The organism is Dactylosporangium sp. NPDC005555, from assembly GCF_040605635.1.
In the GTDB taxonomy this organism is placed as follows: Bacteria; Actinomycetota; Actinomycetes; order Mycobacteriales; family Micromonosporaceae; genus Dactylosporangium.
This window is the reverse complement of record NZ_JBEXDG010000024.1, coordinates 19,310-31,076: the sequence shown is the minus strand read 5'-3', so window position 1 is coordinate 31,076 and position 11,767 is coordinate 19,310. Positions and strand designations below refer to the sequence as shown.

Genomic DNA, 11,767 nt, shown 5'->3' with positions numbered 1-11,767 from the left:
ATGCTCGTCGATCAAGACACTGTCGTCAAGCTCGAGCGTGCAGACAGGGCTGGGCGTCGTATATTTGTCGCCGGCTGCACTGAGCGGATGGCGCCGATTTTCACCGGCGTTCGTGGAATGCACCATGAGCGTGCCCTCGATGTAGAGCGTTATGTTGGTGCCCTGGACGCGCTATGGGATGCGGCCGAGCCGGAGGCATTCAAGGGCCACTTCGAAGAGATCGAACGGTTCGAAGAGTTCGAAGATCCGGAGGATGACGACGTCTCCGACATTGGTGACGTCTATGCCTTTTACGCAGCTCTGACGTTGCGCTATGCACTTTCCTGCGTGACGTCCAGCGACCTGGAAAGCGCAGTGAAGTGTGGGCATGTCGCCCTTACCGCAATGGGGCAGTTCGATCAAGCTGCACCTTCGGCGTCGTTCATGCAGGATGAACGTCGATATCAGGCCAGAACCGATTACGACGTTGGAAGTGCGTCCTCCCTCGAAAAGTTCCGGCAGGAATGCCGGGAGTCCGCTCGTGCAAGATTTGAGACCTTACGGCGCAGGATCTAGTTCCCTGTCGCTGGCCGGTCTGGGCCAACGTCGTCATGGTGGGGCCGGCTTGTCGATGTCGAGCCGTCACCCGCTGCCGTCTACGGTCGGAGCCTCGCGGACATCGTTCCGCGAGGCGACGCCGTAGGTTCATGCTGAAGGCGTGGCGGACCGGGGTGTGGGCGCTCTATGTAGTATCGATCGACGCGCTCGTCCAGCAGGGCGGAGACGGCGGCCGGGGTGCGGGCTTTGTGAGCGGTGCTGCTCATACCCCGCACCGCTCTAACCCGGATCTCCCCCGTACGATACTCACTGATGTGAATGTATTCCCACGCTGACTCCTCGCCATTGGTAGCTTCCGCATGCACAGAGTGTGCCGGGGGACACGACGAAACGGGGAAGCATGAAACGGCGTACGTTGATGAGCGGCATTGCGCTCGGTGGTGCGGTCGCGGCGATGCCCGGCATCGCGCTGGCGGCTCCCGCCGCTGACGACCTGGCGGCCATCGAAGGGCTCGCCCAGGAGTACTTCTCGGGGCGCGCGCTCCGGGTGACGCATGGAGGCGCATCGGCGGGGCCGGTGGATCTCCTCGTGCCGTCGACGCGTTCGTTCACGCAGCGGCAGCGGTCCGACCACGAGCAGATGAAATCCCGTCGCGCGGTTTTCGGGCGGTTTGGCGGCTACGAACGGTCGCAGACCAAAACCACGGTGCTGTCAGTGAGCGGCGACGCGGCGCGACCGCTTGCGCGGGTTCGGGAGGAGACCAGGCTCTAAAGTGGTTGCTGGGCAAGCATTCGGCGACCGGACGAGCGCGAACCTCCAGGTGGCGTACGACTACAGCCGGATGATCGAGTACGCGATCAGGTACGGCCTGAACTACGACCCGAACGCCCTGTACTACAGCGACGACTGCACGGCCTTCATCTCCGAGTGCATGAACTACGGCTTCTGGCAGCACACCGGCAGCTGGCCAGGCCCGGACCGGACGAGCAACTCACAGTGGTTCCGGGGCTCCTACACCTGGACGGCGACCTACTCCTGGGGCGGCGCCGAGAACTGGTACTGGTTCGCCACGGGCTCCGGCCGGACCTACATCCTCAGTGAGCTCGATTGGATGGTGCCGTGCTCCAATGGAACTGGCCGAAGGGCAACCCGCCCGACGACATCCTCGACCACACCCAGATCTGCACCGACATCTACATCGACCCGGTGCTCGGCCTGGGCGACCAGTACATGACCCAGCACAGCAGTAACCACTACGACTACGTCAACCGTTCGCTGAACTACATTCTCAGCTACCAGACTTGGACGTATCAGTTGTATGCGCACAGGACCTGAGACCTCGTGATGCGAACACGGTGGTTGGCGGTCGCCGCGGTGCTGGTCATCGCGGCGGCCGGCGTGCTGCTGTACGTGACGCTGGGCCGCGGCGGGCCGCGCAACGCGACAGCCCTGGCGACCGTCAGCAGCTACCTGCAGGCACTGTCAGACAACGACCGGGACGCCCTCACCGAGCTGGCCGAGCCGTACGGTCGCGACGCCACCACCGGCGAGAGGACGATGGTCGACGCGCAACTCAAGCGCTACGGCGGCAAGCGGGTGCTGGTCGCGTCGCTCACGTTCGTCAACGCGCTGTGGGTGACGAGCGGCGGCGCCTGTCAGGCCGTCTTCCGTGGCGTTATCGGCGGCGAGCAGGCGGGCTTCGTCGTCGGCATGCAGCTCAAGCCCGAGGGTGGCTGGCAGGTCACGTCCGTCGACCAACAGTTCCCGAAGCCGGATACTCCCGCCTGCACCTGAGCGGTCTCGCACCCCGCAGCAGGCGGTTCTCGGTGTTCGTCACCGCCTGCCGGTTCCAGCCTCCTTGGACGGTGGCCTCTTGCGGAGTCGTGTCGCCGCTCCTCGTCGTCGCCCACTTATTCCGCGAGATCGAAAGTGCGCTTCGCGCTGTTCTCGAAGGACCTTCCGCAGGACGGTTGGCGGCATCTATGGCGCGCCCGGCCAGGGAGCCCACCCCTACTGCGTCGTGACCAGTGACCATCAGACGTTCTACGGAGGCGTGGTCAGTGTCGAGGCGCGTGGTGAGGTCATCGACGTCCTCGTGACCGAAGAAGCGCGCAGCGCGCTCGAGTTGCCGGAGGTCCGGATGTCGTTCGTGCTGAGGATGAACCAGGCCGACATTGTTCACGCCAAACGGGCGATGAGCAGAATCTTCGCCGGTGGTGACTTTGAATATGACCAGCCGTTGTTGACCGGATTCGGCTGCCCGCTGCTCGGCGGCCGCTACGGCGGCGGTCGAAGCACGCAGAACGCGATCAGCGGCGGGGCTTGAAGCGGAGGCCGCTACTCGTAGTGGTAGCGGCACTGCGCGATCTGCACGACGTCGTCGACGATCCGGTAGACCAGGCAGGCGTGTCCGGTGATGATCCGAACGCCAAGACCGTCGAGAAGGCCATGATCAAGGCCAACGGTCAGCATGCCGAACGGATCTACATCAACGCGCCGAGCGCGGACAGCAAGGATCCGTTCCAGGACGGGATGCGAGACTTCGTGAACAACCGGAAGGGTCCCGGCCGCGATCCGAACACCCTGAAGGAGATCACGGTCTACGGCGACGACTGGATGGTGCCGACGCAGAAGATCGACTTCGGCAAGGGTCTGAACTGCGAGGGATGGGACTGGTTGAAGTGCTGACCGCGGGAGCTGGCGATGGGTGAGTGGACACTGGCCGTGTCGGCGGCCGACCGGCGGGTCCGCACACCCGACGAGCTCGCTGAGCTGCTGCCCGCGCTCAGCGAGGTGATGCGGATGCCGATCGTGCGGATGGGGGAGGACGGCCGCGCCCTGTCCGCGCACGCGATCGACCCGCGCGGCGTCGACCACTGGGTCACCGGCGAACTGTGCGACCCGGGCACGTACGGCGGCCACCACCCGTCGTACCAGATCGACTTCGCCATCCAAGCACTGCCGGACCACGGCCCGGGGGTGATCGCCGCCGAGTTCTACGAGTGGATTCGCGCCGACGGCCGGTTCGAGGCCGTGCTGATGGGCAACGACGACCCGGTCGAGGCAACCCACATCGACAAGTCCCTGTGGTGGAAGTAGACAACGGCGTCCCGGTACGTCGGCAGCGCCGCGTACACGATCGCCTATCCGCAGCGCGACAACCTGTACCGGGTGACGAAGACGACCTACACCATCCCGGCCGACGCCGGCACGGAACTGGCCAGGACGTACGACTTCGTCTCCACGTACAACGCCGACGACAAGCGTGCAGGGGATCGGCATGCCGGCCGCGGGTGGCCTGCCGGCCGAGAACCTGGTCTTCGGCTACGACAACCTGCAGCGGCCGCTGTCCATGACCGGCCTCAACTCCTACGTGGTCAGCAACCAGGAGAACCCGACGAGCTACGCCGACACCGGTGAGCTGCTGCGGATGATGCTGTGGAACGGCACCGGGAAGAAGGCGTGGCTGACCTTCAGCTGGGAGCGGGGCGCCGGCCGGCAGAGCGGCATCCGCCTGGACCGCCAGGACGTCGCCGCGGTCGACCTGGACCAGCACTACAAGTACGACGACGCCGGCAACGTCCTCGCGATCGCCGACACGCCCGCCGGCGGCCCGGTCGACACGCAGTGCTTCAGCTACGACGGCTCGCGGCAGCTCACCGAGGCGTGGAGCACGGCCACCGCCGACTGGACCCGGTGCCCGAACGGTGCGGCCTCGACCAGGGTCGGCGGACCCGCCTCATACCACCAGGCGTGGACGTTCGACGCGGGCGGCGGCCGCCTCACCGAGACGAACTACCCGGTCGCCGGGCCCGGTGTCACCACGAACTACCACTACGCGGGCACCGGGCAGCCCAAGCCGCACACGCTGAGCTCCATCGACCAGGCAGCGCCGCGACGACGACCGACTACACCTACGACGAGCGGGGTACGCTGCTGACCCGGCAGAACCCGGCGAAGTCGGAGTCGTTCCAGTGGAACACCGACGCGCAGCTGGCGAAGTACACCAGCGGCAGCGGCCCGGGCACCACACGTTCGTCTACGACGCCTCGGGCAACCGGCTGCTGCGCAAGGAACCCGGCGCGACGACGCTGTACCTCGGGACGATGCAGCTGCGGCTGGACCTCGCGACCCGGGTCGTCACCGGCCCGCGGTACTACACGTTCGCCGGGTACAGCATCGCCACCCGAACGCCGTCGGCGTTGAGCTGGACGGTCGCCGACCAGCACAACACCAACAGCTGCGCGATCGACGCGACCACCGGCGCCATCACCTGGCGGCGGACCCTGCCCTACGGCGGTGTCCGCGGCGCCGCGCCGGCCGCGTGGCCGGACGACCGGGGCTTCCTCGGCGGCACCGTCGACGCCAGCGGCCTGGTCCACCTCTCCGCCCGCGAGTACGACCCGGTGATCGGGGGGTTCATCTCACCCGACCCGGTGCTGGACGTCGACAACCCGGAGCAGATGAACGGGTACGGGTATTCCGTTCACGGAGGAGATCCAGCAGCTCTACACGATCGACGTGGCACGGCAGATCATCGCTTCGGAACTGGCCGCCGGGAAGTTGTACGGCCACACGAACACGGACTTCCATCTCGCCCGGTTCAGGCCGGAAGAGCGCGAATGGAATGCATACAACACCGCCATGAGCATCTATACGCTCGGGGAGCAGGGGATGCAGGAAGCGGCGTCATTCCTCGGGTCCTACGACCTGACGTGGCAGGTCGTCGGCAAGGACGCGAACGGCGGCCCGGTGGTCGAGTTCCACCTGACGAACGCCAGTACCTTGAACTCCGCCAAAATCGACAAGGGCAAAGTGGCGGATTACGGTATTGACCTGTCGGCCGGCGACGGCCATGACGCCAGACCGGGCGAGCACTGGCTGCAGCAATCCGTGCGATGGCGCGAGCCCTTCACCACGGACAACCAGCCAACCGAGCACGTCGGCACGCGAGATGGTGTCCCCTGGGGCGACCCGAACAAGCGCGATCCGTTCGGGCAGGCCGCGATCTACGCCGCGCTGAAAGTGGCGAAGAACTTCCTCTAGTGGCACGGAAGGACAGTCGATGCGAAAGATGGCGTTCGCGCTGGTGGCGCTGGTACTGATGGCCTGTGGGAGTCAGACTGTCGACCCGGGGCCGGGCCAGCGGGGCGTCGCCGTCGCCGTCCCGGTGATCCGGCGACCGCGCCGCGTCACCAGGGGTCGAGGCGGAGTCGTGCGTGCTCGACGGTCATGGGTCTGTTGCGTTGAGCGTTCCCTGGTCGGGCAGGCTTGACCGGTGAAGGTCTCGAACCGCCAGCGTCCGGTCCAGCCGCCACGGTCGGCGTTCGCCGGGTTCCGGTTCCCACCCGACGTCATCGTGGTCGCGGTCTGGCTCTACCTGCGGTACAACCTCTCCTACCGCGACGTCGAGGAGCTGCTGCTCGAGCGTGGTGTCGAGGTCGACCACGTCACGATCTTCCGGTGGGTGCAACGCTTTACCCCGCTGCTGGTTGACGCGGCCCGGTTCTGCCGGCAGGCACCCGGCGACAGGTGGTTCGCCGATGAGACGTATGTAAAGGTCAACGGCGTGTGGCGGTACGTGTACCGAGCTGTGGACCAGGACGGGCAGATCATCGACGTGCTCGTCTCCGTCCGCCGCGACGCCACGGCGGCACGCCGGTACTTTCGCCGGGTGATGGCCATGTTGAAGGTCCGACCCGCCGAGGTGATCACCGACGCGTCGCCGGTGTACCCGGCGGTCCTCGACGAAGTGGTCCCGTCGGCGTGGCACCACATCGAACGGTATGCCAACAACCGGGTCGAGGCCGACCACAGCCAACTCAAGCACCGGCTCAGACCGATGCGCGGGCTACGGACCGACCGGACCGCGCAGACAATCATCGCCGGACACGCGTTCATGCAGAACCTCCGCCGCGGCAACTACGAACTCGGCGTCGACGCCCCGCGTGGACTCCGCGTCGCCGCAGCGTTCACCGAGCTCGCCAGGGTCGTCTGAGCCGGCAGGCAATCCGGACTCACTGCGTCACCCGATCGAGCAACGCATCGGTGCCCTTCGTGCCGTGCGGCGACTGGCTCGCAATGCCGCTGGTGACCTCGGCCGGTAGCTCGGCGCTGACCTGCAGGGCCTGTACGAAGACGTACGCTCAGCGGCCCGGCGCGGCGCGCGGACTGCCGCGCAGTAGGGGGCAGAGACGATCTTGTTGCGGGGCGGTTCGAGGCCGCCGGACTGCGGGTAGCGACGGAGGGATGCCGCCGGCTCGGGTCCGTCGAGGGCTGCGGGCTGTGCGCTGGTACGGGAGGTCGGTGGTGGCGATGCGGCAGACTGCACGGCTGGGCCGGATCGCCGGCATCCCGATCGGGGTGCACTGGTCGGTGTTCGTCATCATGCTGCTGCTGGTGCAGGGGCTGGCGTCGGTGGTCCTGCCCAGCGGCGCGCGGGGGCACGCGACGGTCGTGTACTGGGGTGTGGCGGTGGTCGTGGCGGCGCTGTTCCTGGCCGCCCTGCTGGCTCACGAGCTCGCCCACGCGCTGGTCGCCCGGCACTACGGAGTCCGGGTCCGCGCGATCACCCTGTGGATGCTCGGTGGCGTGTCCGAGCTGGACGGCGAGGCTCCGCACCCCCGGGCCGACCTGCTGATCGCGTTGGCCGGGCCGGTGGTGAGCCTGGCCGGTGCCGGGGTGTTCGCCGCCTGCGCGGCCGCCGCGTCCGCGTCGGGTGCCGGCCCGCTGGCGGTGACCGGGCTGGCGTGGCTGGCCGTCGTCAACGTCATTCTCGGAGGGTTCAACCTGCTGCCTGGCGCACCGCTGGACGGCGGCCGGGTGCTCGCCGCCATCCTGTGGTGGGTGCGGCGCGACCGGGCGTCCGCCCGCCGCACCGCCGGCCGTGCCGGCATGGTCCTCGGTGCGCTGCTGATCATCGGCGGTCTCGTCGAGATGCTGCTGGCCGCCAACCTCAGTGGGCTGTGGCTGACGGTGCTGGGCTGGTTCGTCTTGCTGGCCGCCCGCGCCGAAACCACCGACGTGACGCTGCGCAAGACCCTCGCCGGGGTCCGGGTCGGCGACATCATGACGGCACCGGCCGCATACGGCTACACCAGCCAGTCCGTAGCGAACTTCGTCGCCACCGTGGCGCGCCATCACCCGCATCGCGTCTTCCCGGTCCTGGACCTCGACGGACAGCTGGTCGGCCTGGTCAGCCTCACCAGGCTCGCCAAGGTTCCGAGCACCGATCGGGAGCGGACCCGTCTGGGCGACGTCACGGCGCCGGTCGACCGGACCCGCGTGCTGGACCCGGCCGTCCCCCTGACCGATGCCGCCCCGGCGATGCTGGCCGGCGGCCACCGGCTGGCCCCGGTCGTCGCCAACGGCCGGCTGACCGGAATCGTGACGCCCGGCGACGTGGCCCGCGCCACCGAACTGGCCGAACTGGGCATCACGCCGGACCGTGGCGGAGGAGACGCGGACACGTCGGGGACTACGCGCTGGTGAACCTCCACCGGTAACAGACGAGACCGCAATGACTGCGGCGCAGGATGCCCATGCTGTCGCGGCACCGGGCGTGGCCACTGATCGCGGTCCTCAGCGTGGCGGTGACTGGTGTCCACTCCTGCAACGCCATCGATGAGAAGTACGAACTCGAAAGGCCCAGCGGGCACCGGCCGCCAAGCCGCGCTGGCGGACGTACGGCGCAAGGTCAGAGGGCACGTCGCCTGACGGCAACTCACCGAGGCGGCCATCTGCCGCCGATCGCAGACCATCGTTGAGCTACGGCAGCGAGGAGTTCGACCCGGCGTACCCGGCGCTGCGGGCCCGTATCGGTTGGGCTGCCGATGGATTCCGCGGTGGGGGACGGCGGGTTCGGTTACCTGGCCGAGCCGACCATTCGTTGGCAGGCGCCGGGCCGGTCGGTGCAGTCCTGCATGTCGAACGCCGGCATGCGCCGCTACGGCTCGGCTCGGTCGGCCGGGCATTCGCCGACCGGCCGTCAGGTGTGGTGGCCATTGTCGGATGACCCCGGGTCACCCGGATGACCCGGCGTCACTCCTCATCGGCGGTCGTGTCGCGTTGCGAGACGGGAAATTCGACGACCTCGCCGGGGCCGAGCATGACGACCTCGCCGCGGCAACACAGCCGGATCGGTGGCTGGCGGCCGGGGCCGGCCTCGACCCGGACGGTGTCCCCGGTGATTCGCAGCGTCAGCGGGTGCTCCCGGTAGCGGATGTCGAGCTTCAGCGCGCCCAGGTGCGGTGGCCAGTACGGATTGAGCATCAGCGTGTCGTCGCGGGTCTCCACGCCGGCGAAACAGCGCTGCAGCACGTCCACCGATCCGGCCATGGCCGCCAGGTGTATGCCTTCGGCGGTGGTGCCGCCCTGGACGTCGGCGACGTCGCTGTCGAGCGCCTCGACGAAGTAGCGCAGTGCCTGCTCGCGATGGTTGCGGGCGAGGACCCATGCGTGCACCACCGCGCTGAGTGTGGAGCCGTGTGCGGTGCGGGACAGATAGTATTCGATGTTCTTCGATATTGCGTCTGGGGGCAACGAGTAGCCGAGCCGGTCGATCAGCGCCCTGAGCTCGTCGGCGGACAGCAGGTAGAAGAGCATCAGTACGTCAGCCTGTTTGGATGCCTTGTACCGGTTGGGGCTGTCGCCCTGCGATTCCAGGATGCGGTCCAGGCGGCGGATGTCACCGTAGCGGTCGCGGTAGGCGTTCCAGTCCAGCTCGGCGAGATCCGCGTACCCGTCGAACTGGTCGATGATCCCGTCGGGCCGGATCGGCACGTACATCCGGTGGGCGACGTCCTGCCAGTGCCGCGGCTCACCGGGGGCGATGCCCAGCGTCTCGACCAGCGCTGCGCGGCGATCGGCGCTGAGCAGGCCGAGAACGTCCAGCGCGCGGAGCATCACCCACGCTGTCAGGACGTTGGTGTAGGCGTTGTTGTCGATGCCCTCCTCGTCTGTGTGCGGATAGCCGGTGTGGAACTCGTCCGGGCCCATCACCCCGCGGATGACGTACCGTTCGAGGCCGTCGTCGTAGTGGGCCAGCCCGGCGAAGAAGCGCGCGATCTCCAGGATCATCTCGGCGCCGTAGTGGCTGAGAAATTCCAGGTCGCCGGTGACCTGATAGTACTGCCAGACGTTGTACGCCACTGCGAGCCCGACGTGGCGTTGCAGCCTGGTCGAGTCCTTGACCCACCGTCCGGACAGCGGGTTGAGGTGCAGTCGTTGGCTCTCCTCGCGCCCGTCACTGCCGGACTGCCACGGATACATCGCCCCGCTGCGGCCGGCGGCCCGGGCGGCAGCACGGGCCCACGGCAGCCGCCGGAACCGGTAGCGCAGCAGCGCGCGGCTGAGCAGCGGCATCCGCAGGTTCAGGATCGGGAAGACGAACAGTTCGTCCCACAGCACGTGCCCTCGGTACGCCTCGCCGTGCAACCCTCGGGCCGGAATCCCGACGTCGGCGTCGACGCTGTTCTCCGACACCGTCTGCAGCAGGTGGAACAGGTGCAGGCGCACCGTCGGCAGGACGCGGCGCTCCTCGCCCTGCATCGAGATGCGGAATCGCCGCCACAGGTGCCGCCATGCCAGCACGTGCTCGTCGAGCAACTCGTCGAAGCCGGCCAGCCACCGTGACCGCTGCACCGCCTCGTCGGCGGGGTCGGAGATCGCGTTGTCCCTCGAGGTGTAGACGGTGACCAGCTTCTCGACGGTGACCTGCTGCCCGGCCGAGACGCCGCTCTCGAATTCGTGGCCGATGCGGCCCGGCTCCCGGCACACCCTGCGTTCGGCGTCGACCGGTCGCCCCTGGCTGAGAACCCGGGTGCGCGCAGCCTCGGCCACACGGATGTGTGACTGGTTGGTCTGCACCACGCACAGCACGGTGTCCGGGCCCGCAGGTCCGGCGGCCAGCAGCTCCAGGTGCTGGCCGGACAGGCCCCGGTAGCGGGCCACCCCACGGTTGCTGATCGTGGCGTCGACTTCGGAACGCACGGTCAATGTCCCCGACCAGCTCTCGGGTGTGAGCGTGACCTGGAGCCCGCACACGTGCTCGTGGCGCAGATGCACGAATCGCCGCTGGGTCACCGCCGTGACCCGGCCGTCGCTGTCACGTACGCGGAACCGGCGAGTCAGCACTCCGTGCCGCAGGTCGAGCTCGTGCCGCTGGTCGAGCAGTTCTACGCCGGCTTGGCCCAACCACGGGCCGTCATCTGCTCGGAACGTCAGCGGCAGCCAGTTGGGCAGGTTCACCAGGCTCTCGTTCTCGACGGTCTCGCCCGCGGTCGAGTCCTGCAGGCGGTTGTAGCAGCCGGCGGCGTACGTGCCCGGGTAGTACGGCCCGCCGGCGTCGCGCTCGGGCAGGGCGCCGCGGGTGGCCAGGTAGCCGTTGCCGACGGTGCACAGCGCTTCCCGCAACCCTTCCCGGGCCGGGTCGGATCCGTCGAAGTGCAGGGTCCACGCCGCCGTCACGGGCGCGCCCGTCCTACGAACCTGTCCGGTGCGGGCCGGACCGTTCGGTCACGCGGACCTCGTTCACTCCCACGGTGGTGCGCACCAGCACCTCGGCGACCGCGAGCTCCGTGTCGTCGTCGAAACTGCCGTCGACGGTCGCCGCGGCATCGTGAACCGCGACCGGCCAGCGGTGCCGGCCGCCGGCGTAGCTGTCGAGGCGCCGCTGCGCCTCGCGCTGCGCGGACTCGTCGGTGGGCAGGATCGTCCGCAGCACGTCGCACCGGCTGACGATGCCGATCACATGCTCCTCGACGACCACCGGGACGCTGTGCACGCCCTGCTCCACCATTGCCGCCGCGATGTCGGCGACGTCGGCCTCGGGCCATGCCACCAGCGGCCGACTGGACATCACCTCGCCGACACGCGGCGCGGGCGAACCCTGCCCGCCCGGAGCTGCTCCGCCCGCCTTGCCGGCAGCGGCCGTCTGCTGCCGGAGCACGTCGAATTCGCTGATCAGCCCGACCAAGACGTCCCCCTCGTCGACGACAGGCAACGTGGTGATCGACCTCTGCTCCAGCAGCGCCACCGCGTCATCGAGCGGCGCATCGGCGCGGACGGTGTGCACCGGCACTGTCATGATGTCATTGGCGTGCATCGTCGACTCCTCAGCGATGTGGCCCCTCCGGCAGTTCGCCCAGTGGCGTCCGATCCGGCCGGGATGACGCCGAGGCCGGCAGTCGCCTGCGCCTCTGCGCGGCTCGCGATCAGTTCGTGCGCCAT

General features: G+C 68.3%; 13 protein-coding genes and 2 pseudogenes. 13 read left to right on the top strand and 2 right to left on the bottom strand.

What is annotated here, in order from left to right; all coding sequences use genetic code 11:
- The 13 genes and pseudogenes from ABZS58_RS26095 (at position 1) to ABZS58_RS26035 (ending at position 8,029) form a co-directional block, all read left to right on the top strand.
- A complete protein-coding gene (locus ABZS58_RS26095; protein WP_354785727.1) occupies positions 1–555 on the top strand; it encodes a DUF416 family protein in 555 nt (184 codons plus the stop codon).
- Between the two features lie 382 nt (positions 556–937).
- Entirely contained in the window at positions 938–1,309 is a 372-nt protein-coding gene (locus ABZS58_RS26090) for a hypothetical protein (RefSeq protein ID WP_354785725.1), read from the top strand.
- A gap of 1 nt (position 1,310) precedes the next feature.
- A pseudogene (locus tag ABZS58_RS26085) lies at positions 1,311–1,622 on the top strand (amidase domain-containing protein); the annotation flags it as partial.
- Positions 1,623–1,657: 35 nt separating this feature from the next.
- Positions 1,658–1,873, top strand: coding sequence for a hypothetical protein (locus ABZS58_RS26080; protein ID WP_354785914.1), 216 nt, complete (start codon positions 1,658–1,660; stop codon positions 1,871–1,873).
- 6 nt (positions 1,874–1,879) lie between these two features.
- Entirely contained in the window at positions 1,880–2,332 is a 453-nt protein-coding gene (locus ABZS58_RS26075) for a hypothetical protein (protein WP_354785723.1), read from the top strand.
- 259 nt (positions 2,333–2,591) lie between these two features.
- Positions 2,592–2,864: a hypothetical protein gene (locus ABZS58_RS26070; RefSeq protein WP_354785721.1), complete on the top strand. Its 273-nt coding sequence runs from the start codon at positions 2,592–2,594 to the stop codon at positions 2,862–2,864.
- A gap of 20 nt (positions 2,865–2,884) precedes the next feature.
- Positions 2,885–3,226 (top strand): hypothetical protein, encoded by a 342-nt coding sequence (locus ABZS58_RS26065; RefSeq protein ID WP_354785719.1) that lies wholly within the window; start codon positions 2,885–2,887, stop codon positions 3,224–3,226.
- A 15-nt stretch (positions 3,227–3,241) separates the two neighbouring features.
- Complete coding sequence (locus ABZS58_RS26060) at positions 3,242–3,637, top strand: hypothetical protein (RefSeq protein ID WP_354785717.1); 396 nt, start codon at positions 3,242–3,244, stop codon at positions 3,635–3,637.
- A 166-nt stretch (positions 3,638–3,803) separates the two neighbouring features.
- Entirely contained in the window at positions 3,804–4,478 is a 675-nt protein-coding gene (locus ABZS58_RS26055) for a hypothetical protein (protein WP_354785715.1), read from the top strand.
- 307 nt (positions 4,479–4,785) lie between these two features.
- Positions 4,786–5,004, top strand: a pseudogene (locus tag ABZS58_RS26050) (RHS repeat-associated core domain-containing protein); the annotation flags it as partial.
- A 55-nt stretch (positions 5,005–5,059) separates the two neighbouring features.
- The gene (locus ABZS58_RS26045; protein WP_354785912.1) at positions 5,060–5,584 is read left to right on the top strand and encodes a hypothetical protein; all 525 of its coding nucleotides are present in this window, start codon (positions 5,060–5,062) and stop codon (positions 5,582–5,584) included.
- 232 nt (positions 5,585–5,816) lie between these two features.
- Entirely contained in the window at positions 5,817–6,536 is a 720-nt protein-coding gene (locus ABZS58_RS26040) for an IS6 family transposase (protein WP_354785713.1), read from the top strand.
- Positions 6,537–6,853: 317 nt separating this feature from the next.
- Entirely contained in the window at positions 6,854–8,029 is a 1,176-nt protein-coding gene (locus ABZS58_RS26035; RefSeq protein ID WP_354785711.1) for a site-2 protease family protein, read from the top strand.
- 549 nt (positions 8,030–8,578) lie between these two features.
- On the opposite strand, the gene ABZS58_RS26030 is transcribed toward ABZS58_RS26035, so the two are convergent.
- Positions 8,579–11,005, bottom strand: coding sequence for a glycosyl hydrolase family 65 protein (locus tag ABZS58_RS26030; RefSeq protein WP_354785710.1), 2,427 nt, complete (start codon positions 11,003–11,005; stop codon positions 8,579–8,581).
- Between the two features lie 13 nt (positions 11,006–11,018).
- Complete coding sequence (locus tag ABZS58_RS26025) at positions 11,019–11,624, bottom strand: CBS domain-containing protein (protein WP_354785904.1); 606 nt, start codon at positions 11,622–11,624, stop codon at positions 11,019–11,021.
- Between the last annotated feature and the right edge of the window lie 143 nt (positions 11,625–11,767).